This window comes from Xanthomonas sp. 60 (assembly GCF_011761925.1).
Genome location: NZ_JAASQW010000001.1, coordinates 669259 through 692877, shown reverse-complemented (window position 1 = coordinate 692877; position 23619 = coordinate 669259). Strand labels below are relative to the sequence as shown.

Below are 23619 nucleotides of genomic sequence, written 5' to 3'. Positions count from 1 at the left end.
CCATCACCGGGTCAGCGTGCGATGCCCAGCAGTGACACGTTGCTGAAATCGCTCTCGCCCACTACGCGCAGGTACCAGGTGCCCGGCTGCGGACGGCTCACCACGATTGCCTCGGCATTGCCCGGCCTGATCGAGCGGTACTGCGCGTTTTCAACGCTGGGTTCGATGCCCGCGGAGGCATACAGACTGACATTGCCCGTGCCTCCCAGCGAACGCAGGTTGAGGCTGGTCGTGCCGGCCGGTACATCGAACACGTAGAGCCGCGACTGGCCCGCCGCACCTGCCTGGCCGCTCAGCAGCGTGTTGTTCTCCAATGTCGGCTTCGGCAGTTCCGGCAGCGGCTTGCCCATCGCCAGCTGCACCGCGCGGTAGGCATCGACCAGGCCCGCACCCAGCGGCTGGTCGGCCGGCGGCTGCACCGTGAACGGACGGACCGATCGCACCAGGACATCGCGTACCTGATCGGGGGTCAGCGGATCCTGGCCCGCCTTGACCGCCGCAGACTGCACCAGGGCAGCCACAGCGGCCACGTGCGGCGACGCCATGGAGGTGCCGGTCAGGCCCACCAGAACGTTGTCGCCGTTGGCGACAGTGGACCCCCCATCACCGGTGGACCAGATGGCCCCGCGTGAGACGGGAATGCTGCGGTCGATGTCACCGCCCGGCCCGGCCAGAGCGACGATGCTGCCATAGTTGCTGTAGCTCGCCTTGGCTCCGGTGAATCCGGTCGCGCCCACGGCAATGACCCCCGTGCAGCTGGCCGGGGAGAAGAGCGCCGCATCGCTGCTGCTGTTGCCCGCCGCCACCACGATCGTGGTGCCCCGACCGCGCGCCGCATCGATGGCTTCCTGCAGCGCGGGTTCTTCCGAACAGGCGCCCTGGCCGCCCAGGCTGAGGTTGATCACCTCGGCCGGCGTGGCGTTGTCCGGCACGTCCTCGACCTGCCCGCCAGAGGCCCAGACGATCGCATCGGCGATGTCGGAGGTGAAACCGCCGCAGCGTCCGAGGACGCGAACCGGTTGCACCCGCGCACCGTAGGCGGCCCCTGCGATGCCTTTGCCATTGTTGGCGACCGCCGCAACGGTCCCGGCAACGTGCGTGCCATGCCAGGAACTTGTGCTTGGGCTGCACAGGGTTCCATCGCTCCAGTCACCGGGATCGGTGGGGTCGGGATCCCGCCCATCGCCGTCGACGGCGATATCAGGCGAGTCATCGTCCTGCCCGTAGGAGGACACCATGTCATAGCCCGGCACGAGGTTGGCGGCCAGGTCCACGTGCTGCAATACGCCGGTGTCCAGCACCGCCACCACGAGGCCTTCGCCGCTGCTGTCATCCCACGCAGCGGGGGCATGGATGCCGCCCAGGGTGTTGAGCGTGTCCCACTGGTAGACCGGCAGCTGCGGATCGTTCGGCAGGGTGTCCAGCGCGTACATGCGGCGATCCACCTGCGCGTACTGCACACTCGGATCCTGTTTCAGCTGCTGCAGGAAGCGTTCGCTCTCGGCCGTGCTCATCGGCCGAGCGGCGAGCACCACATCGGCGCCCTGCGCGGTTCTGCGCAGCGACGTCATGTGCGGCACGCCGCCGCGCGCGCTGCCTGGCACACTGCGCTGCGCAGCCGCCGAAAGCGTCAAGGCGGCCTGCTGGCGATCGCGGGCCTGTGCCGTACCGGGCCGGTACTTGACGATGAAGCGCTGCACGCTGGACGGTGCGGTGGCCGGGATGTGGCGCGGGCCGTGGATGATGTCGGCGGCACTGGCGTCCACGCCGGCCGCAAGGCCCATGGCGATGGCGGCAGCCAACAGGGAACCGCGCAGCAGGGAAGGCTTGTTCATGTCCATCTCTCCAGAAAACAAACGGAAGGAAGGGCCGCCGATCACAGGACCGGTGGCCCTGTGAATCACAGATCGATACCGAAGCCCACACCGGCCGAGCGGTCGTCACCGCTGAACGCACCGCCGATGCTGAAACTGGCGCGCTCGCCGATCTGCTTGCCGTAGCCCACCGAAAGGGCCTGCTCCCCGTTCTGCCAGCCGGCGCCGGCCGCGATGCGACCTCGCGGGCTCCGGCTTCCGGCCGCGTTGATGGCCATGTTCATCATGGCCGAGCTCATCGCGCCCTGGCGGTCGATCCGGCGATCCTGCAGACCCAGGCGACGGTCCAGCTCACGCGTGGTTTCGGTGAAGCGGTCATCCAGGGTCTGGAAACGGCTGTCTGTGTAGCTGCGTGCCGAGGACAATGTCTGCGCATCGCCGGCCTGCATCTGACCCACGTTGGCTGCATCGGTCGCCGCGACGCCGTTGGCCACATTGCTGACGCGGCGTTCGTTGCCCGCGCTGCCCACCGAGACGGTATCGGCCTCCGTAGCGATCGAGCCCTGGCCGATCGCCACCGCACCACTGGCCGTGGCGCTGGCGCCTTGGCCGAGCGCGGTCGACCCCGCCGCGCCCGCGCGGCTGTCGGCGCCCACGGCCACCGCGTTGCTGGCGTCGCTTCCAACGCTGCTGTTGCTGCCTATTGCGGTTCCGTTGCTTCCTTCGGCGCTGGCGCCTCCACCGACCGCGGTATCGCTGACGTCCTGTGCAAGGCTGCCCTCGCCCAGCGCCAGCCCGTCGCCCGATCCCACCGGCACGCTGCCGGCCCCGCCATTGCCCGGGCCCGGGCCCGCGCCCGCGCCGAGCTCAAGCTGGCTGACACGCGAATCGAGGCCGGTGAGCGCATTGTCCAGCGCGCTGAACGCCCCGCCGACCGTGCCCAGGCGCTGGCCCTGCACGGTGTAGACCGGACTGATCAGCATGCCGTCGCTGCCCAGTGCGGCGCCGCCACCCAGCACGCTGGCCACACTGTCGAGCTGGGCCACATTGACCGCGTCGGATGACATCGTGCCAGCCCGCAGGTTGCGCAGGGTGGTGCCGTCAGCACCCGCCAGCGTCGCCGTCGACTTGTCGGTCCCGTCGTAGCGCACGACGCTTTCGGCGAGCTCGCCGATATCACCGCCGACGGAGGCCACCACCGCATCGAGCTGACGCTTGTTGACCGCATCGGTCGCTGCCGTGCCATCGGCGACGTTCGTCAATTGACGTTCCGCTCCCACCGATCCGAACGACACGCTGTTGGCGCGGTCGGCTACCGCGCCGGTGCCGAGCGCCGTTGCGTTGACAGCAGTCGCTTTGGCATCCGTGCCAATGGCGATCGCGCCTGTAGCGCTGGCCAAGGCGTAGCTGCCCTGCGCCATGGACTGCCAGCCGCTGGCCAGGGCGTAGGTGCCCTGCGCCATGGACTGCCAGCCGGAGGCTTCCGCGTAAAGGCCTTGGGCCATGGCCATTGCGTTGCTGGCCTTGGCCCACTGGCCGATGGCGCTGGAGATGGGTCCACTGGCTTCAGCGAAGGGGCCAATGGCCATGGAATAGTTGCCGTCTGCCCTGCTGGAATACCCCAGCGCGGTGCTCATGTCGCCATTTCCCTGTGCGTGCCAGCCAAATACCTGCGCCGACTCACCCGCGGCGAGCGAGTTGTACCCCACGGCCATGCCCCGGACCCCGGTGGCCCTGCTGTAAGCGCCGATCGCCACGCTGAGGCCACCTGTTGCCGAGGCGTTGAAGCCGGCGGCTGTCGTCTGTGCCGCCGTCGCGTTGGCTGCGGCGCCCACGGCCACCGAATAGCCCCCCGTGGCCTGGGCACCTGCGCCATAGGCCGAAGCGCCCGGGCCACTGGCGATGGTGCTCAGCTCGACGGGCACATTGTTGATCAGGCCGGCGTAACTGCCACCGGTGGCCGTGCTGAACTCGCCCGTTGCGCTGGTGCCCTGGCCAATGGCCGTCGTGTTGGTGCTTGTCGCGCTGCTGTTGCCCCCGATGCTCACCGCGCCGTCGCCGAATGCCAGCGCCTGGGCACCGGAGGCCACCGCCCCGGTTCCGAACGCACTGGCCTGGTAGCCGCTGGCCAAGGCCCCGTCACCGTCGGCATTGGCCCCCGCGCCAATCGCACCGGCTCCCTGGCCACGGGCCTGCGCATCGTCGCTGCCATCGTCCGCGCCCTCCACGGCCAGGTAGCGCACGTTGCCGGCCTGGTCCTGTACGGCCTGCAGCTGGGCGAGATTGACCGCGTCGGTCGCCTGTGTCCCAGCGGCGACATTGGTGATCTGCCGTTCGCTGCCAGCGCTGCCCACCGACACTGTGCCGGCTCGATCGGCGACCGAGTAACTGCCCAAGGCCACCGCGTCCGCTTCCCATGCCATGGCCTCGGTGCCGAGAGCCACCCCGTTTTCCGCCACGCCTTGGCTGTCCTGTCCGATGGCGATCGACTTGCGTCCCGCCGAGACCGCGGCGGCGCCCAACGCAAGGCCCCCCACGCCGCCGGCCTGTGCACCGGCCCCCAGCGCGACACTGTTGAGGCCACTGGCGGCGGTGGTGAACGGCAGACAGAATTCTTCACAGACAAGTTGCCCGCCGATGGCCACGCCGCCGTCGCCGCTTGCGGAAGACACATAGCCGATGGCAATGCCCCGCCAGCCTTCGGCCTGGGCGCCCATGCCCTGCGCCACCGAACCGGCACCGCCGGCCCAGGCCTGCGGCCCGAACGCACTGGAAAAATCGCCATCGCTGATCGCACCCGCGCCGACGGCGACGCTGGACGGCGCATCGGCAACCGCCGCCGTGCCCAGTGCGATTGAAGAATTGCCGTTGGCCTGCGCCTCTCCTCCCAGAGCCAAAGCCGCATAACCGCGGGCAGTGGAGAGCGAACCCAGTGCCACCGCGCCGGCGCCCTGTGCCGTGCTGGCATCACCCAGCGCGATGGCCGAGTCCGCCGTTGCCACAGCGCCGTAACCCTGCGCCATCGCCCGCTGTGCGGTGGCTGTCGCGCCCGTGCCCACCGCAACGCTGCCTTCACCCTGCGCAAGCGCCGTGGCCCCCACGGCCGTGGCGTAATCGGCGCCCGCGTGGGCACCGCGGCCCAGTGCACTTGCATCCGTGCCGAACGCCCCACTGTCATCGCCCACGGCCGTGCCGCCATCACCATCGGCCACGCTGCTGCGGCCTGCCGCCAGCGTGCCTTCGCCGACCGCCACCGCCTGGCTGCCCAGCGCAAGGGCGCCGGTCCCCTCCGCACCTGCCAGGCTGCCGATCGCAACGGCCTGCGAACCATTGGCATACGTCGCCTCGCCAATATCGGGCTGGCCGTTGCCGTTGAGATCAGTCCATTCCCCGCCTCCGAGAGCGACCGCGCCGTCGCCCACGGCGGCGGCGGCGTGGCCGACGGCCGTGGCAAAATCGCCGTCGCTCATCGCCTCGCTGCCCAGCGTGGCCGCTCCGTTCCCGACGGCGACTGCGTAGCTGCCCACGGCAACGGTGAAGTCCCCGCCGGCGGCCACGGTATTGGCACCGATCGCCACGCCCGCCTCGCCGTTGGTGGCCGCACCGAAACCAGCCGCGACACTTCCCGGCCCCAGCGCCTGTGCATTGGCCCCCACGGCCGTGGAGCCCTGCCCGGCGGCGTAGCTCAGGGCGCCCAGCGCGGTGGCGGCCTGATCGCCTTCGGCCGCCGCGCTGGCGCCCAGCGCGGTATTGCCCAGGCCAACGGCCAGGGCGCTCTGGCCGATCGCCGTCCCGGCATCGGCATAGGCCTGCGCGTTCTGTCCGAACGCGCTCGCGCCGATGCCCACGGCCTGCGCCAGCGACCCCACCGCAGTGGTCGAGTTGCCTTCGGCGTAGGCCTGCACACCGAGTGCGAGCGCACCGGTGCCGCTGGCGATGGCATCGTCGGTGCCGTCAGCCGCCCCATCGATCTGCAGATACGCGCGGGTGGACTTGCAGGTCACGTCATCATCGGCACATTCGGCGAGCTCCGTCGGCGCTGCCGCCATGACCCCCAGTGGCAGCAGTGTCGCTGCGGCCACCACCACGCGCAGGCGACGCGCGCCATTGCGACGACGACGCGCCAGCTCCGACACGACGACCCACTGGCCCAGGGCACGATTCCACACCCGCCCGAAAATCTTGTTCATGCAGCACCTCTCTCCTGATGCGAATGACAAAGCGAAGCTCTCCCGTCCGCGCACAGCCGAGGGCTGACGGAACTGGAAAAGACGCTTCAAAGACGGCCCGATGACGTGTCTGCGGTGCGCTGGGGCACCACCGCCATCGCGGCGCTGACTGAACGTACGGTTCAGCGACGTGCGCTGTCACGCACGCCATATCACCGATTTCTCACTGGGTTCTCACGCTCACCAGACCCCCTTGAAACCGCACGTTCGCCGCCTCGTGAAGGTGCGCTGCGAACGTGGGTAGGCTGCGGCATACATCGCCGGAAACGGCGAGCCCTCGGCCTGCTCTGGCTGGCTGCGGAGTCACGCTGCATTCCGGTCGACACGCCGGGCGCGACGTACACCCGGGTCGGGCCGTCGGCCGGTCTGTCGGTCAACGCACGGGGGTGATTGCAGACCCGCGCCGGGGTAGTGATCGACATGGCGATGCCGTGGGCGCACCCCGCGGTTGACCGTCATCGGCCACGGTACCGGCCGGGATGCACGGATCAGGGCACGGGTCCTCGCCCTCTTGCCCAGCACGAAGCCGTGCGGTCGCGGTCTGGAGCCCGCCCGTCCCACGCGCACGAGGGTCCGACGCGGCCAGTGGCATCATCGCCGTCAACGTCGGCGTGGATCGCGACTGGTATCTGCGGCTGCAGATGCCCTCGGCTCAGGGCGTGAACACGTAGCCTTCGCCATGCACCGCCGCCAGCGGCAGCGGCGTACCGCACGCCTCGACCACCTTGCGGCGCAGGCGATGGATCAGCGAATCCAGGCGGTGCGTATCGAATGCGTAGACATCGGCGGTCAACGCGGCGATCAGTGCATCGCGGGCCACCACTTCGCCGGCCTCGCCGTACAGGCGGTGCACCACAGGGCGTTCGCTCTTGGTCAGTGCCACCGCGCGGCCATCAGGCGCCAGCAGCCGCCAGCCACCAGCATCCAGGCGCCAGCGCGCGGTCCCGGCCGTGTCGCTGCTGGTCCGCGCTGCCGCGCCCGTGCCCAGGCGGCGCCCCAGGCTGTGCAACGTGGCGGCGAGTACGCCGACCTCCACGGGCTTGACCAGATAGGCATCTGCCCCATCCACCAGCCCGCGGATGCGGTCACGGCTGTCCTGGCGCCCGGTCAGCATCACCACGCCCAGTGCCGGGTGCTGGTGCCGCAACGACTGCGCCACGTTGAAACCGTCATCATCAGGGAGCCCGACATCCAGGACGACGATATCGGGGACCGACGTGGCCAGCAGCGTGCGCAGGGCGGCCGCGGTCGCCAGTCCGGTCACCTCGAACCCATGCTCGCGCAGGCGCGGCAGCAGGATCCGTTCGCGCAGCAACACGTCGTCTTCCAATACGGCAATCCGCAATGCAGAAATATCAGGCTCGTTCACGTCGATCCGCCAGCGTTACGGGCCATCGATGGTAATCAATCTTTCCCGCGCTATCGGATAGGACGGGTCTCACGTGTGATGCGAAGTACGTCGTCCAGCAACGCGGCCGCCGTGACGTCCGCGCCCGCGCCAGGTCCTTGCACCACCAACGGCTGCGCGGCATACCGATCGCTGTGGATCACCACCCGGTTGTCGGTGCCGGCCCCGCCGGCCAGGGGATCATCCCGATCAACGATACGCAGTCCCACCCGCGCGCCGTCGCGATCAAATCCTCCGATGAAACGCAGGCAGCCCTGCGTTGCCTGGGCCTGCCTCCACAGAGCCAGCAGCGGCACGTCCAGCGGCTCGTACGCGGCAGGCACGGCCGGAGACGACAGCCTGGCCAGCGCCGGCGGCACCAGCGAGCTCACTTCCACCTGGTCCACATCCAGTGCGATGCCACTGGCGCGGGCCAGGATCAACAGCTTGCGCCGTACGTCTTCGCCGGAAAGATCAACGCGCGGATCCGGCTCCGTATAGCCGGCGCGAAGCGCCTCGCTCACCCACGCCGAGAAGGGACGCTGCCCGTCGTAATGGTGGAACAGCCAGGCCAGCGAGCCTGACAGCACCCCTTCCACGCGCCGGATGCGGTCACCGCCGGCCACCAGCGCGCGCACGCTGCTCAACAGGGGAAGCCCGGCGCCCACCGTGGCGCCGTCGCCGTACCTCGCGCCACTGCGCCGGCAGGCCTCGGCGATGGCCTGTGCGCGCGCCAGTTGGGCGCCCTGCCCGAGCTTGTTGGCGGTGACCACGTGCACCCCACGCGCCAGCCACGGCGCATGGCGCTCGGCGACCGTATCGCATGCGGTGGCGTCCACCACCAGATCGCCTTGCTGCAGGCCGTCGGCTTCTGTCCAGCGCGAGGACGCCGCCCCCGCCCGCAACGCCGCATTGGCCTGCTGCAGCGCCTTCGCCGGGCTGTCATCGCAGTGGCGCGCGGTGCGTGAATTGGCCAGCCACGCCAGCGTGGGCAGCGCCAGCCCACGTTCGTGCAGCGCCTGGTGACGCTGCACGAACGCGGTGCCTACCGTGCCGGTACCCAGCAGGACGAGCCGGCCTGCAGGAGCGCTGGCCCGGGCCACCACCGCGTTCATGCATCCACCTGTTCGCGGCGCACCACGCGGACAGCGGGATGGGCCACGGCCTGGGCGCGCTGCAGGCCCGCGCGCAGGTCGGCGAGCAGATCCTGCTCGCTCTCGATGCCGACCGACAACCGCAGCAGGCCATCACTGATCCCTGCGGCCGCACGTGCCTCAGCGCTCATCGCCGCATGGGTCATGGTGGCCGGATGGGCCACCAGGCTCTCCACGCCGCCCAGGGACTCGGCCAGCGTGAAGTACTGCAGCCCTTCGACGAACGCGCGTACCGCCGCATGCGGATCGGCGCCCTCGCCGGTCGCCAGCTCGAAGGAGAGCATGGCGCCAAAGCCACGCTGTTGCCGGGCCGCGACCGCATGCCCCGGATGCTCGGCCAGGCCGGGGTAGAAGACCTGGCGCACGGCCGGATGCGCTGCCAGCAGGGCCACGATGGCGGCGGTGTTTTCCTGGTGCACGCGCAGGCGCGCATCGAGCGTGCGCAGGCCACGCAGGGTCAGGAACGCATCGAACGGCGAACCGGTCAGGCCCAGCGCATTGGCCCACCACGTGAGCTGCTGCGCAAGCGCCTCATCGCGGGCCACCACTGCGCCGCCGACCACGTCGCTGTGGCCGTTGATGTACTTGGTGGTGGAATGCAGCACCAGATCAGCGCCCAGCGACAACGGCTGCTGCAGTGCCGGTGACAGGAACGTGTTGTCCACCACCACGCGCGCACCGGCCGCGTGGGCCTGCTCGATGACCAGGCGCAGGTCGGTGATGCGCAGCAGCGGATTGGACGGCGTTTCCACCAGCACCAGCGCCGGCCGGCCGGCCAGCGCCCGGGCCAGGGCGTTCGGATCGGTGAGATCGGCGGTCACCAGTTTGAACTGCCCCTTCGACGCCAGCGCATTGAACAGCCGCCAGCTGCCGCCGTAGGCGTCGTGCGGCACGACCAGGGTGTCTTCCGGCCCCAGCAGGGCCTGCAGCACCAGGTTGATCGCGCCCATGCCGGTGGCCGTCACCACGGCCCCGGCACCACCTTCCAGTTCGGCCAGGGCCTCGCCGAGCAGGTCGCGGGTGGGATTGCCGCTGCGGGTGTAGTCGTACTGGCGCTTGACCCCGAACCCTTCGAAGCTGAAGTTCGACGACAGCACGATGGGCGGTGTCACCGCACCATGAGCGGTATCGCGATCGATGCCGGCGCGTACGGCGGCGGTGGTGCGCGAACAGGGAACCAGGGCGCGCGGCGCGCTGTTGGACGGAGGGCTCATGCAGGGACTCCCGGGGTGCGGATGGCGGAGGCAAGGATCGCGTCGATGCGATCTGTTTCCTTGAGGAAGGCGTCGTGGCCGTAGGGCGAACGGAGCACGCGCAGACTGCCGCGCGGGCCGAGCCCTTCGACCAGCGCGACGAGGTCGGCCAGCGGCACCAGGCGATCCCCCTCGACGGCGACTACGACGCAGGGGCAGAGCAACGCGGAGGGGTCGATGCGGTGCAGGTCGATGGATTCGGACAGGCGCAGCCAGGCGGTCACCGGCGTGCGCGCCACGTACTGCGCGGCGGCGGCATCGAGGTAGTCCTCGGCGGCCACCCGGACGCGTCCGTTGATGACTTCCGGCGCGGCATCGAAGCGCTCGTTGAATTCTTCCGGCGTGCGGTAGCTGAGCATGGCGAACTGGCGTGCCAGTGCGAGCCCGTTTTCGTCGCTGCACTGCAGTTGGCCCAGCGCCACGGCGCGGCGTTGCAGGGCACGCCACGCAGCGGCATACGGGTGCGCGCGATGCGCACCGCTGACCAGCACCAGCCGCGCCACGCGGTCGCGGTGGCGCAGGCCGAACTGCTGGGCCACCAGCGCGCCATAGGAGTAACCGACGAACGCCTGCAACTGCTCGATCCCGAGATGGTCCAGCACCCGTGCCAGGGCATCGGCCTGGTCGGCGGTATCGATGGGCACATCGAGCGTGCCGTCGGCGCCGAGGAAATCAATGCCCAGCACCCGCCGCCGCTGCGGGTCGAGCGCACGGCCCGGCCCGATCAGTCCTTCGACCCAGCCCCGCTCGGGAAAGGCGGCGCTGGCGGCCGCGTGCCGGTTGGCGCTGATGCCGCCTGCAAGGGCGATCACCGGCGCGTCCCGCGGTCCGCTGCATTCGTAGCGAAGGCATACCCGCCGTGGGCCGGCATGGCGCAGGTCGAGCATCACCTCGAGCTCGCCCCGCAGGCCATGCACACGATCCTCGACCGGCACGCTGAGGGGGACGAAAGGTTCGACGGGAGAAACACGGGGTTGGGTGGCGAAGCTCATGGCGGTATCCGGTGGGGGAAGGTTCCCGGGGAACTGGCCATCGAGCCTTCGCGGGCTCGCGTCCGGTCGGCGCGGTTCAGCGCGCGACACGAACCATCTTCCGGTGGACGCAGGGTCCCCGCAGGATTTGGCACCTACGCCGACGCTTTCGCGCCTGCGGGCTGCCCCGGCTTCAAAGGGCCTGTCCCTCTGCCGGTCTCGATGGTGGACTCACCTTGCCACCGCCCTGCGGAGGTGTCAACCACTCCATCCGGATGAAGCGATATATAACATCGGGAAGGGTGGATGCTGGCCCCGCTGCTACAGTTCGCGGCCCACGCCCACGCTCGCCCGATGAAACGCGCCCTGCTGCCCCTGCCCCTGCTGATCGCGACATGCCTGCCTGCGACCGCCGCCGGGGCAGCCGATTCCTGGCGCCAGGGATGGGGATTGGCGCGAGGCACCGGGCAGGCAGGCGGGCAGCCGCGCTACCGCCTGCCCTTCGATGCGACCCGGTTCACCGTCGGCCAGGCGCCCGAGGGCCGCTTCAGCCACCGCGATGCCGAGAACCGCTTCGCCGTGGACTTCACGCTGCCCGAGGGCACGCCGGTGCTGGCGGCCCGCGCGGGCCGGGTGATCGACCTGCAAGCCGGCTTCAGTGGCAATGGCCTGGATCCGCAACGTGACCGCCTGCGTGCGAACTACGTCCGCATCCGCCATGCCGACGGCAGCATCGCGGTGTATGCCCACCTGTTGCAGGACGGCGTGCGCGTGCGGACCCACCAGTGGGTGGAGGCCGGGCAGACGATCGCGCTGTCCGGCAATACCGGCTTCAGCACTGCCCCGCACCTGCATTTCGCCGTCCAGCATCTGCAGGGCGAGCGCCTGGTTTCCATTCCTGTCCAGTTCGACACCCCGCGCGGTCGCCTGTACCTGCCAAAAGGGGACGGAGCGGATTGAGCGGGCTGCCTCCCTGGCCTGAAGTGGCGGGCGCCCCCTTCCTACCGTTTTTCGGCGATAATCAGCGGCTTACTTGCTGATCTGCGCCCCGGGCGGGCGCCACCGCCATGTCCGAAGTCGCCACCGAAGCGTCGCGCCGCCGCACGTTCGCCATCATTTCCCATCCTGACGCCGGCAAGACCACGCTGACCGAAAAGCTGCTGCTGTTCGGCGGTGCCATCCAGATGGCCGGCTCGGTGAAGGGCCGCAAGGCCGCCCGCCACGCCACCTCGGACTGGATGGCGCTGGAGAAGGAGCGCGGCATCTCCGTGACCTCCTCGGTCATGCAGTTCCCGTACGAAGGGAAGATCGTCAACCTGCTCGACACCCCCGGCCATGCCGACTTCGGCGAGGACACCTACCGCGTGCTGACCGCGGTGGATTCGGCGTTGATGGTGATCGACGTGGCCAAGGGCGTGGAAGAGCGCACCATCAAGCTGATGGAGGTCTGCCGCCTGCGCGACACGCCGATCATGACCTTCATCAACAAGCTCGACCGCGAGGGCAAGGAGCCCATCGACCTGCTTGACGAAGTGGAGAGCGTGCTCGGCATCCAGTGCGCGCCGGTCACCTGGCCGATCGGCATGGGCCAGCGCTTGAAGGGCGTGGTCCACCTGCTCAGCGGTGAAGTGCACCTGTACGAGCAGGGCCGCAACTTCACCCGCCAGGATTCGACCATTTTCCCGTCCATCGATTCGCCCGGCCTGGCCGAGCGCATCGGCGCGCAGATGCTTGCCGAACTGCGCGATGAGCTGGAACTGGTGCAGGGCGCGAGCCATCCTTTCGATCCGGAGGCCTACCTGGCGGGCAAGCAGACGCCGGTATTCTTCGGTTCGGGCGTGAACAACTTCGGCGTGCAGCCGCTGCTCGATTTCTTCGTCGAGCACGCGCCCTCGCCGCAGGCACGGTCCACCACCGGGCGCACCATCGCCCCGGGCGAGGAAAAACTCACCGGCTTTGTGTTCAAGATCCAGGCCAACATGGACCCGCAGCACCGTGACCGCGTGGCCTTCATGCGGGTGTGCTCGGGCCGGTTCGCGGCGGGCATGAAGACCTTCCACGTGCGCACCGGCAAGGACATGAAGCTGGCCAACGCGCTGACCTTCATGGCCAGTGACCGCGAGATCGCTGCGGAGGCGTGGCCGGGCGATGTCATCGGCATCCACAACCACGGCACCATCTCCATTGGTGACACGTTCACCGAAGGCGAGGCCGTCAGCTTCACCGGCATCCCGAACTTCGCCCCCGAACTGTTCCGCCGCGCACGTCTGCGTGACCCGCTCAAGCTCAAGCAGCTGCAGAAGGGCCTGGCCCAGCTTTCCGAAGAAGGCGCCACGCAGTTCTTCCGGCCGCTGATGAGCAACGACCTGATCCTCGGCGCGGTCGGCGTGCTGCAGTTCGACGTGGCCGCCTACCGGCTCAAGGACGAGTACGGCGTGGAAGCGACCTTCGAGCCGGTCAGCGTGGTCACCGCACGCTGGGTGCACTGCGACAACGAGAAGAAGCTCGAGGAGTTCCGCGAAAAGAACGCCACCAACCTGGCCGTGGACGCCGCAGGCCAGCTGGTCTACCTCGCGCCCACGCGCGTCAACCTGCAGTTGGCGCAGGAACGCGCGCCCGAGGTCCGCTTCTCGGCCACGCGCGAAGCGGCGCACAGCGTTGCGGCCGGCTGAACGGGGTCCGCTTGCCGGGACGTGCAAGCGCGGTGCTTCTTGGCGATGATACGGGGGATGCGGATCCCCCCGTCCGCCACGAAGCCGGGTTGCCATGACGTCTGTTGATTCCATCCGCGAGGAAATCGCGAGCGCGCTCACCCACGGCCTGGGCGCGGTGTTCGCACTGGCTGCCAGCGCGGTACTCATCACGCTGGCGGCCGTATACGGTGATGCCTGGCAGCTGGGCAGCGCGATCGTGTTCGGCGTGGCGCTGCTGCTGCTGTACACCGCGTCCACGCTCTACCACGCGATTCCGCACCCGGTGGCCAAGGGCCGCCTGAAGATCTTCGATCACTGCGCCATCTACGTGCTGATCGCCGGCACCTATACCCCCTTCACGCTGATCGGCCTGCGTGGCCCGTGGGGCTGGGGGCTGTTCGCGGCCATCTGGACGCTCGCCCTGGGCGGGGTGATCTTCAAGCTGTTCTACACCGGCCGCTTCAAGGCGTTGTCCACCGGCATCTACATCGCCATGGGCTGGTTGATCGTGGTGGCGATCAAGCCGATGCTGGCGGCGATCGATGGCGTCACGCTGGGCTGGCTCCTCGCCGGCGGGCTGTCCTACACGCTCGGCACGTATTTCTACCATCGCGAGTCCATCCGGTACTCCCACGCGATCTGGCACCTGTTCGTGCTCGGCGGCAGTGTCTGCCACTTCGTCGCGGTGACCCGTCAGATCCTGTAACCGTGCAATCCCGCTCCGCGGCATGCACGCCAACGCAATGGAGTGTTCGCGCCACCTACACCCTGCGCGGACAACCATGCGCGTGTGAATACTTCTCCCAGCCCTGAAGCGACGACACCGTCTGCCCCCCGCCGTTTCGCGCGCTGGCGTCCCCGTCGGCCTGGCAGACGCGGCCAGCGCTGGCTCGCGGTATTGGCCTTCATTGTCGCCGCCATCCTGCTGCTGATCGCCCTGTGGGACTGGAACTGGTTCAAGGGCCCGGTGGAGCGTGCCGTCCAGGCCAAGACCGGCCGCGCCCTGCACATCGGCAATCTGGACGTCGATCTGGGTCGGGTCACCACCGTCCGCGCCGATACGCTCACCTTCGCCAACGCCGAATGGGCCGAGCAACCGTCCATGGCCAGTGCGGACCGCGTGGAACTGGACGTGCGTGTGTGGCCGCTGCTGCGCGGCAGCGTGCAGCTGCCCGAGATCCGCCTCACCCGCCCGGACGTGCTGCTGCAGTCCGCCCCGCAGGACGACCAGAAGTCGAACTGGGATTTTCTCGGCGACAGCGATGGCGGCCAGACACCGCAGCTGCGTCGCCTGTACATCGAAGATGGCCGCCTGCAGTTCAGTGACACCCGCGGGCGTACCGATATCCGCCTCAACGTACGTAGTGGAAAACCACGCCAGGAGGATGCCGCGCCCCCGCTGCTGATCGACGGCAAGGGCAGCTGGCAGGGCAACGCGTTCACCCTTGATGGCGGCACCGAATCGCCGTTGGAGCTGACCGACAGCGCGCACCCGTTCCGCATCCATCTCGACGGCCGTGCCGGCGGCACCCGGGCCATCGCCTCGGGCACGCTGACCAACCCGTTCCAGTTCCAGACCTTCGATCTGCGTTTCCGGCTCAGCGGCCGCGACCTTGAAGACCTGTATCCGCTGGTGGGGATCGCCCTGCCCTCCACGCCGCCGTACCAGCTGGACGGCCGCCTGCAGCGTGACCACCAGGTGTGGCGTTACCAGAAGTTCACCGGTCGTGTCGGTGACAGTGACCTCGGCGGCGATGTGCAGATCGATGTCGCCGGGGAGCGTCCGCGGTTGACGGCGAACCTGGCCTCCAAACGGCTGGACTTCGATGACCTCGCCGGCTTCGTTGGTGCGCCGCCGAAAACCGGGGGTGAGGAGACCGCGAACGCCGAGCAGAAAGCCGAAGCCGCGCGCATCGCAGCCCGCCCGACGATACTGCCTGATACGCCCTACGACCTCGGCAAACTGCGCTCGATGGACGCCGATGTGCGCCTGAAGGCGCAGCGGATCAATGCGCCGTCGTTGCCGCTGGACGACATGGACGCCCATCTGAAGCTCGATGATGGGGTGCTGCGACTGGAGCCGCTCAACTTCGGCGTGGCCGGCGGCGATATCCGCAGCACCATCCGCATGGATGCCCGCCGTCCGCAGATCGCGACCTCGCTGAAGGCGAGCGTGCGCCGCGTGCAGTTGGGCAAGCTGTTCCCGGATGCCAAGCTGGCCGAGCAGGCCTCCGGCGGCATCGGCGGGGAGATCGATCTGTCGGGCACGGGCAACTCGATCGCTGCGATGCTCGGCAGCAGCTCCGGCGAAGTGGCCGTGGGCATGGGGCGCGGGCACGTGGGCAACCTGGTGATGGAGCTCGCCGGGCTGGACGTGGCCGAATCGCTGCGGTTCCTGTTCACCGGTGACCGGCAGATCCCGCTGCGCTGCGCGTTTGCTGATTTCGGCGTGAACGGTGGCCTCATGCAGAGCCGCGCGCTGGCGGTGGACACCACCGACACGCTGATCGTCGGCGAAGGCTCGATCAACCTCAAAAACGAGGAAATGGCGTTCCTGCTCAAGCCGCGTCCCAAGGACATCAGCATCCTGGCGCTGCGCTCCCCGCTGCGCATCAGCGGCACGTTCAAGGATCCCTCGTTCCGGCCCGATTTCAAGGCACTGGGACTGCGCGGCGCGCTGGCCGTTGCACTGGGCAGCATCGCACCGCCGGCCGCGCTGCTGGCGACCTTCGAGCCCGGCCCCGGCAAGGACAGCAACTGCGGCGGCAAGTACGCGAAATAGCCTCTCCCCCAACGCCACCGCAGGGTGGCGCGGGGAACGTGGCGTTGCGGGCCGTGCCCGGCGCCGGGGCTTCAGCCGGCGATGTACTGCTGCAGATGGTCGAGTTTCTGTTGCTGGTCGTCGATGACCGACTTCACCAGGTCGCCGATCGAGATCACGCCCAGCACCTCGCCACCTTCCACGACCGGCAGGTGGCGGATCCTGAAATCGGTGACCAGCTGCAGGCAGTGCGGAACCTGCTCGGAGGGCGCCACGGTCACCACCTGCGCGGTCATGATGTCGGCCACGGGAGTATCGCGCGAGGAACGCTCGTGCAGCACGATCTTCCGCGCATAATCGCGCTCGGACACGATGCCGACCAACCGTGTGCCCTCCATCACCAGCACCGCGCCGATGCCCTGTTCGGCCATCAGGCGGATCGCATCGATCACCGCCGCGCCGGGCGCGACGGCATGAACTTCAGGAGACTTGCTGTCCAGCAACTGTCGAACCGTGGTCATCGGCCTGCCCTCCAAGGGTGGGTTGCGAGCCCGAGTCTGCCACGTCCGGTGCCACGCAGGCGTCAACCACGTACAACGGGCGCTGCTTGGATTCTTCGTACAACCGTCCCAGGTACTCGCCGATCAACCCCAGCGCGATCAGCTGCACGCCGCCCAGGAACAGGATCACCGCCATCATCGTCGGCCAGCCGGCCACGCGATCACCGTACAGCGCGGCCTTGACCACCACCGCAACGGCGAACACGAACGCCGAAGCAGCGGTGAGCAGGCCCAGGTAGGTCGCCGCGCGCAGCGGTACGGTGGAGAAGCTGGTGATGCCCTCGAGAGCGAAGTTCCACAGCCGCCACAGGCTGAACTTGCTGCTGCCGGCGATCCGGGGCTGGCGCTCGTAAGGCACCGCGATCCGCCGGAACCCGACCCAGCTGAAAAGGCCTTTCATGAACCGGTGGCGCTCGCGCAGCTCGCGCAACGCCGCCAGCGCACGCGCAGACAGCAGGCGGAAGTCGCCGGTGTCGGCGGGAATGGGCGTGGGCGAGAGCCGCAGCATCACCCGGTAGAACATCGCCGCGGTCGCGCGCTTGGTCCACGTTTCGCCTTCGCGCAGCCGCCGCGTACCGTAGATGTTGTCGTAGCCCTCGCGCCACCGGGCGACAAACAACGGTGCCAGCTCCGGCGGGTCCTGGCAGTCCGCGTCGAGGATCATCGCCGCGCCTTCGCGCACGTGGTCCAGTCCGGCGGTGAGCGCGGCTTCCTTGCCGAAGTTGCGCGACAGCCGCAGCGCGGTCACCCGCGGATCGGTACGCGCCAGCACCTCCAGCAGGGACCAGGTGGCATCACTGCTGCCGTCGTCCACGTACAGGATGCGGCCATCGATGCCGGCCAGTGACTCGATGACCCGGCACAGGCGGGGATGAAGGTGGGGAATCGACTGGGCTTCGTCATGCGCGGCCACCACGAAGGTCAGCCGCTCCACGGACGGGGGCGTCGCCGCGGTGGTGGCCCCGGGCATGGGCATGGGCATGGGCGCGGCAGGATCACTCATCGCGCAGGTATCCGACACCGCCAAGCTGCCTGGCCTGGCGCTGGATCCAGTTGGCCCGGCGCTGCACGTAGGGCCCGGGCGCGGCCGCGTTGTAGCGTCGCGGCGAGGGCAGTACCGCGGCCAGCCGCGCGCTTTCGGCAGGCGTCAGCCGCGCCGCGTCCTTGCCCCAGAACTGCGTTGCCGCCGCCTCCGCACCGTAGATGCCGTCGCCGAACTCGGCGATGTTCGCGTACACCTCCAGGATGCGGTGCTTCGGCCACAGCAGTTCGATCAGCAGCGTGTACCACGCCTCCAGCCCCTTGCGGATCCAGCTGCGGCCCTGCCAGAGGAACAGATTCTTGGCCACCTGCTGACTGATGGTGCTTGCCCCGCGCAGGCGCCCACCGCGCGCGTTGTGGTCACGCGCCTTCTCGATCGCCTGCAGGTCGAACCCCGAATGCAGCGGAAACCGCTGGTCCTCGGCCGCCACCAGGGAGATCGGCAGCGAGGGCGCCATGGCATCCAGATCACGCCAGCGATGGTGCAACCGGTAGTCCATCTCGCCGTCCAGCAGGGCCTCGCCGTAGCGCCACACCATCACCATCGACAGCGGCGGATCGATCACCCGCAGTGCAAGCACCTGCAGCACGCTCAGCGCCACCAGCAAGGGCGGCAGCCACAGCAGCCTGCGCCATCGCCACCGGCCGCGCACCGCGCCGGACTTGAGGTCTTCCCCGCCTGCCCCCATCTAGCCCACCATCCCTTCATGTACACGGCTGTGCGCCCATTATCCGGCAACCGGCCCACTCTGCGCAGACCGATGACCGAATCCAACGACTCCCTGTTCCGCTTCCTCCTGCCCACGGCCGGTGTGCGCGGCGTGCATGTCCGCCTGCAATCGAGCTGGCAGCAGCTGCAGTCGCACGGCGCGTATCCGCCGCAGGCCAAGTCCCTGCTGGGCGAGGCCTGCGTGGCTTCGGCGCTGTTCACCGGCCACACCAAGGTGGACGGCCGCCTGTCGATCCAGCTGCGCAGCAGCAGCGCGCTGCGCACGCTGTTCGCCGAATGCACCGCTGCCGGCACCGTGCGTGGCATCGCGCGGCTGGAGGACAACGAAGATGCGCCGCAGAACCTGCAGGCGCTCGGCGAAGACGCGGTGCTGGCGATCACCATTGAAAACCCCGGCCTGGACCCGCGCGAGCCGCAGCGTTACCAGAGCCTGGTGGCACTGGACGCGGCCACGCTGGACGAGGCCTTCGAAGCCTACTTCCGGCAGTCCGAACAGCTGCCGACGCGCCTGCTCCTCGCCGCCGATGGTGACAGCGCCGCCGGCCTGCTGCTGCAGAAACTTCCCGGCGACGAGGGCGACGAGGATGGCTGGCTGCGCGTCAGCGCCCTCTTTGAAACGCTGGGCAAGGGCGAACTGCTGGCCACACCCGCCGAGGCGCTCGTGCATCGCCTGTTCCATGAAGAACAGCCCGAATCCATGGGGGACAAGCCGCTGGCGTTTGCCTGTTCCTGCTCGCGCGAACGCGTCGCCGCGATGCTCGAGTCGCTGGGCGAGACCGAAGTCCGCGCCGCCGCCGAACCCACAGGCGCGGTGGACGTACGTTGCGAATTCTGTGGAAAGGAGTATCACTTTCCATTGACGGAACTGGCGCTAGTGTTCGCGGGCGTGGAGCCCTCGGTGCCTGCACCGGAACGACTGCAGTAAGACGTGCGTCGTAATTGTGAATCAGGTCGCGTTCTGGGGAGGGCGATGACTTGTTAAGAAATCATAAACCACCTAGGATCAAGTTCTCGTTCCCCCGGGAACTTGTCGTGACCAGGACTGTCTGAAAGGACTATGCGCACATTCCTCCGCCTACCGCTCGCACTGCTGATCGCCTTCGGGGCGGCAGCGGGTGCGCATGCGCAGGCCAAGGACACGCGCACCGTGCTACCGGTGTGGAACAAGGGCAGCGGCAAGGTGGAAGCCTTCCTCTATCTTGAGCCCACCGGCGAGCAGCGCGCTGGCGCCCGCTGGAACTTTGGCCGCACCTCGCTGGATGCAGCCTTCGGCCTGTCCTCCGGCGATTCGCTCGGCCTGCTCTGCACCGGCGGCCGGGGCACCGATATCGCGGCCCTGGCCAGCCATTGCATGCTGGCCAGCCTGGGCGATGACGATGCCGATTCGCTGTCGCGGCGCTTTACCGGCACGGCGGCATTCAACCGTGGCGCGGGACGGGTCGGTGTCACCGCAGGCAGTGGCCGTGACGTATTGCCCAACTGGCTGTCGGCGTCCTCGAAGGCACCCGCCTCGCGCGTGGAGCAGAACGATCTGACCGTGTTCGGGCAGAAGAGCATCGGTCGCGAAGCATTCGTGTCCATCGCTGGCACGTACGCCAAGGCCCGCCTGGTACCGATCTCCGACGCGGCCCCGTCCATGGTCAATCGCTGGGACAGTCGAAGCCTCAGCGTAGGTGCCGGCTATGGCAACTTCAGTGGCAACATAATCGGCCGCGTGGTCGATGTGCCGGGACAGCCCGGCAAGTGGGAAGGCCTGGGCCTCGGCCTGACCTGGCGCACGCCCTGGTCGGGGCAGTTGACGGTCGGCGCCGAAAACGTGATCAGCCGTGGCCGCAACCCGTTCGCTCCACGCAACGAAAGCAACGATGACGGTACGGTACCGTACGTTCGCTATGAACAGGATCTGTAACCTGTTGAACTGAAAAGTTTTTCTCTCTGTAACGCCCTGCTTTCGCGGGGCGTTTCCGTCTGCGCGTGCTCTCGCCGCTTTGCCGAATTTCACCAAAATCACGCGAATCATTAACAAAGCTTTAATTTTGGAAAAGACGGCAGTAGTATCGGGATCAGCCCTAGGGTTTTTGGAAGCGCCTTTCGCTTCCTCCGGGGGCCACACCACGTAGTACCAAGACAACTTGGAGAGAGAGCCCAATGAACCGCAATAGCAACACTCTGCGTGACGCCGTCGTCCTGGCGCTGATCACCAGCGCTGCCGGCACCGGCACTGCCATCGCGCAGGAAACCTCCGGCACCACCAACCTGGATCGCATCTCGGTCACTGGTTCGCGCATCCGCCAGGTTGACGTGGAAACTGCACAGCCGGTGCTGACGATTTCCCGTCAGGACATCCAGAACCAGGGCTTCAGCTCGGTGGCGGACATCCTGCAGAACATTTCCGCCGCGGGCAGCCCGTCGTTCAGCCGCGCCTCGCCGCTGACCTCCAACCAGGAAGCCGGCGGTCAGTACATCGACCTGCGCAACCTGGGCCCGCAGCGTACGCTGGTGCTGGTCAACGGCAAGCGCCTGGGCATCTCGCCGGACGGCTTCCAGGACGTGTCGACCATCCCGACCGTCGTCGTCGAGCGCATCGACGTGCTGAAGGACGGCGCTTCGTCGATCTACGGCTCCGACGCCATGGCCGGTGTGATCAACATCATCACCCGCAAGAACTTCGACGGTGCCGAAGCCAACTTCTACACCGGCCAGTACGGCCAGGGTGACGGCCAGAAGCAGACCGCCGACTTCATGATCGGCTTCTCCGGCGACCGCGGCTCGGTCACCATCGGTGCCGAATACCACAAGGAAGAGGAAGTCTGGGCGCGCAACCGCTTCTTCTCCGACGACACCTACCCGGGCTTCCCGCAGTTCTCCACCACGGCCGTCGGCCAGTGGGGCAACTGGCGTCCGGTCGGCAGCACGGGCGCCTGGCAGGCACCTAACCGTGGCGGCACCGCCCTCGGTCCGGGCCAGTTCCACCCGCAGAACGCGGACGACGTGAGCAAGTCGTCCGACCAGATGCACCTGCTGACCCCGCTGGAGCGCCGTTCGCTGTATGTGAACGCCAACTTCGACATCACCGACAACGTCCGTTTCACCAGCGACCTGTCCTACACGCAGCGTGAATCGAACCGTCAGATCGCCGGCTATCCGACGCAGTCGACTGCGATCGGTGCGCCGATGTCCGCCCTGAGCGCATTCAACCCGACCGGTGGCGCTTCGGCCGTCAACTGGCGTCGTCGTGGCTGGGAAGTGCCGCGTACCACCGACACCGAGCTGAACACCTGGCGCTTCACTGGTAGCTTCGAAGGCGCCTTCGAGATCGGCGACCGCTACTTCAACTGGGATGCGGGCTATCTCTACAACGAGAACAACGTCAACATCACCAACAACGGCAACTTCTACATCCCGGCCGTGCGCAACGCCGTGGGCCCGTCGCGTGTGAACGCGCAGGGCAACCTGGAGTGCTACAGCGCGGCAACCGGCACCACCATCGCCGGCTGCGTGCCGTGGAACCCGTATGCGGGCTTCGGCACCGGTGCGGTGGCCAATTCGCTCGACGATCCGAACGTGCGCAACTACCTCTTCCGTGAAGAGCACGCGACCGGCAAGACCACCACGAACAACTACTTCGCCAACCTGTCCGGCACCATCGTGCCGCTGCCGGCCGGTGATCTGGGCTTCGCGCTGGGCTATGAATACCGCAAGGAAGACGGCAACTTCCGTCCGGACGCGATCGCGCAGTCGGGCGACTCGACCAACCTGGCCTCCGGCCCGACGTCGGGCACCTACTCGGTTGACGAGTTCTACCTGGAACTGAACATCCCGATCCTGGCCGACCTGGCCTTCGCCAAGGAACTGACGCTGGACGTGGCTTCGCGCTACTCCGACTTCAACACCTTCGGTGACACGGTCAACAACAAGTTCGGCCTGAAGTGGCGTCCGATCGACGACCTGCTGATCCGTGCCACCTATGCCGAGGGCTTCCGCGCCCCGACCATCGGTGACCTGTACGGCGGCACCTCGCAGACCTTCACCACCGGCTTTGCCGACGTCTGCGACAGCATCTACGGTGCCGCCCGCGGTTCCGCCCGCTGCCTGCAGGACGTCCCGGCCAACTACCGCCAGCTGAAGCAGGGCTTCGTCCCGACCGCCAGCGTTGCCGACCAGACCCCGGTGCCGTTCACCTCCGGCTCCAACCCGAACCTGAGCCCGGAAATGTCCGAGTCGAAGACGGTTGGTTTCGTCTACAGCCCGAGCTACGTCAGCGGCCTGACCGTCGGCGTCGACTGGTGGAGCATCCGCATCGACGACACCATCGTCTCGGACAGCCCGAACCAGATCCTGGAAGACTGCTACATCGGCCTGATCGAATCGCGCTGCTCGCAGTTCACCCGTGACCCGGCCAATGGCTTCATCGTCGGCGACCTGGTCTACGGCAACCGCAACGCCGGTTACACCGAGACCGAGGGCTTCGACGTCGACGTGGGCTACGGCCTGGACACCGATTTCGGCCGTCTGACCGCCAAGTGGGCCACCACCTACGTCAGCAAGTACGAGAGCAAGTCGACCAATGATGCTGAGGTCGTTCCGAACCAGTCCAACGGCTACGGCAGCACGTTCCGCGTCCGCTCGAACCTCAACCTGGGCTGGACGCTGAACGACTGGTCGGTGAACTGGGGCATGCGTTACTACTCCGGCACCAAGGAAGACTGCTACTTCGACGAGCGCTGCAACATTCCGGAGTTCTACGCACCGGAAACGCTGGGCACCAACACCCCGCTCAACAAGACCGGCAGCGTGACCTTCCACGACGTGCAGGTGTCCTACGCCGCGCCGTGGAACGCCACGATCTCGGTCGGTGCCAACAACGTGTTCAACAAGGTGGGTCCGCTTTTCTTCTCGCAGCAGAACTCCAACTTCGCGTACTACGGCGGCTGGGACATCGGTCGTTTCGTCTACCTGAAGTACAACCAGAAGTTCTGATCGATCCACTGATCAACAACGTCTGAAACAACGGCCCCGCAAGGGG

General features: G+C 67.9%; 16 protein-coding genes and 1 riboswitch. Of the genes, 7 read left to right on the top strand and 9 right to left on the bottom strand.

The genetic code is table 11. The annotated features are described in order from the left end of the window. Positions 1 to 11 precede the first annotated feature (11 nt). The 6 genes from FHY09_RS03210 to metX form a co-directional block, all read right to left on the bottom strand. Complete coding sequence (locus FHY09_RS03210; RefSeq protein ID WP_456362688.1) at positions 12 to 1835, bottom strand: S8 family peptidase; 1824 nt, start codon at positions 1833 to 1835, stop codon at positions 12 to 14. A 65-nt stretch (positions 1836 to 1900) separates the two neighbouring features. Continuing rightward, the gene (locus FHY09_RS03205) at positions 1901 to 6004 is read right to left on the bottom strand and encodes an ESPR-type extended signal peptide-containing protein (protein ID WP_166924043.1); all 4104 of its coding nucleotides are present in this window, start codon (positions 6002 to 6004) and stop codon (positions 1901 to 1903) included. 691 nt (positions 6005 to 6695) lie between these two features. Next, positions 6696 to 7412: a response regulator transcription factor gene (locus tag FHY09_RS03200; protein ID WP_456362687.1), complete on the bottom strand. Its 717-nt coding sequence runs from the start codon at positions 7410 to 7412 to the stop codon at positions 6696 to 6698. Positions 7413 to 7462: 50 nt separating this feature from the next. Next, the gene (locus tag FHY09_RS03195; RefSeq protein ID WP_166924041.1) at positions 7463 to 8545 is read right to left on the bottom strand and encodes a homoserine dehydrogenase family protein; all 1083 of its coding nucleotides are present in this window, start codon (positions 8543 to 8545) and stop codon (positions 7463 to 7465) included. Further along, a complete protein-coding gene (locus FHY09_RS03190; RefSeq protein ID WP_166924039.1) occupies positions 8542 to 9798 on the bottom strand; it encodes an O-succinylhomoserine (thiol)-lyase in 1257 nt (418 codons plus the stop codon). Before FHY09_RS03190 ends, FHY09_RS03195 begins: the two co-directional genes overlap by 4 nt. Continuing rightward, positions 9795 to 10829, bottom strand: coding sequence for a homoserine O-succinyltransferase MetX (metX, locus tag FHY09_RS03185; RefSeq protein WP_166924037.1), 1035 nt, complete (start codon positions 10827 to 10829; stop codon positions 9795 to 9797). Before metX ends, FHY09_RS03190 begins: the two co-directional genes overlap by 4 nt. Positions 10830 to 10919: 90 nt before the next feature. Beyond that, positions 10920 to 11037: riboswitch (SAM riboswitch) on the bottom strand. Positions 11038 to 11162: 125 nt separating this feature from the next. On the opposite strand from metX, the gene FHY09_RS03180 reads away from it, so the two are divergent. The 4 genes from FHY09_RS03180 to FHY09_RS03165 all read left to right on the top strand — a co-directional run bounded on the left by FHY09_RS03180 (position 11163) and on the right by FHY09_RS03165 (position 16283). Then, positions 11163 to 11768 (top strand): M23 family metallopeptidase, encoded by a 606-nt coding sequence (locus FHY09_RS03180; RefSeq protein WP_456362686.1) that lies wholly within the window; start codon positions 11163 to 11165, stop codon positions 11766 to 11768. A 107-nt stretch (positions 11769 to 11875) separates the two neighbouring features. Beyond that, positions 11876 to 13480 carry a peptide chain release factor 3 gene (locus FHY09_RS03175; RefSeq protein ID WP_166924033.1) on the top strand — a complete coding sequence of 535 codons (1605 nt, stop codon included), beginning with the start codon at positions 11876 to 11878 and terminating at the stop codon, positions 13478 to 13480. 94 nt (positions 13481 to 13574) lie between these two features. After that, positions 13575 to 14207, top strand: a complete 633-nt coding sequence (gene trhA, locus FHY09_RS03170) for a PAQR family membrane homeostasis protein TrhA (RefSeq protein WP_166924031.1) — start codon at positions 13575 to 13577, stop codon at positions 14205 to 14207. An 84-nt stretch (positions 14208 to 14291) separates the two neighbouring features. Beyond that, a complete protein-coding gene (locus tag FHY09_RS03165) occupies positions 14292 to 16283 on the top strand; it encodes an AsmA family protein (protein ID WP_166924029.1) in 1992 nt (663 codons plus the stop codon). Between the two features lie 71 nt (positions 16284 to 16354). Here FHY09_RS03165 and FHY09_RS03160 read toward each other — a convergent pair whose 3' ends face one another. The 3 genes from FHY09_RS03160 to mtgA are packed head-to-tail and all read right to left on the bottom strand — an operon-like array spanning position 16355 to position 18552. Next, entirely contained in the window at positions 16355 to 16783 is a 429-nt protein-coding gene (locus FHY09_RS03160; protein WP_166924027.1) for a CBS domain-containing protein, read from the bottom strand. Further along, complete coding sequence (locus FHY09_RS03155; protein WP_166924377.1) at positions 16743 to 17792, bottom strand: glycosyltransferase family 2 protein; 1050 nt, start codon at positions 17790 to 17792, stop codon at positions 16743 to 16745. The genes FHY09_RS03160 and FHY09_RS03155 overlap by 41 nt, the downstream gene beginning before the upstream one ends. 25 nt (positions 17793 to 17817) lie before the next feature. Beyond that, positions 17818 to 18552 (bottom strand): monofunctional biosynthetic peptidoglycan transglycosylase, encoded by a 735-nt coding sequence (gene mtgA, locus FHY09_RS03150; RefSeq protein ID WP_166924025.1) that lies wholly within the window; start codon positions 18550 to 18552, stop codon positions 17818 to 17820. Positions 18553 to 18624: 72 nt separating this feature from the next. Here mtgA and hslO point away from each other — a divergent pair, with 72 nt between their 5' ends. The 3 genes from hslO to FHY09_RS03135 all read left to right on the top strand — a co-directional run bounded on the left by hslO (position 18625) and on the right by FHY09_RS03135 (position 23573). Further along, positions 18625 to 19518, top strand: coding sequence for an Hsp33 family molecular chaperone HslO (gene hslO, locus FHY09_RS03145; protein ID WP_166924023.1), 894 nt, complete (start codon positions 18625 to 18627; stop codon positions 19516 to 19518). Between the two features lie 132 nt (positions 19519 to 19650). Then, positions 19651 to 20502 carry an XOO1806 family protein gene (locus tag FHY09_RS03140; protein WP_166924020.1) on the top strand — a complete coding sequence of 284 codons (852 nt, stop codon included), beginning with the start codon at positions 19651 to 19653 and terminating at the stop codon, positions 20500 to 20502. Between the two features lie 239 nt (positions 20503 to 20741). Further along, entirely contained in the window at positions 20742 to 23573 is a 2832-nt protein-coding gene (locus FHY09_RS03135) for a TonB-dependent receptor domain-containing protein (protein ID WP_166924018.1), read from the top strand. The last annotated feature ends 46 nt before the right edge of the window (positions 23574 to 23619 follow it).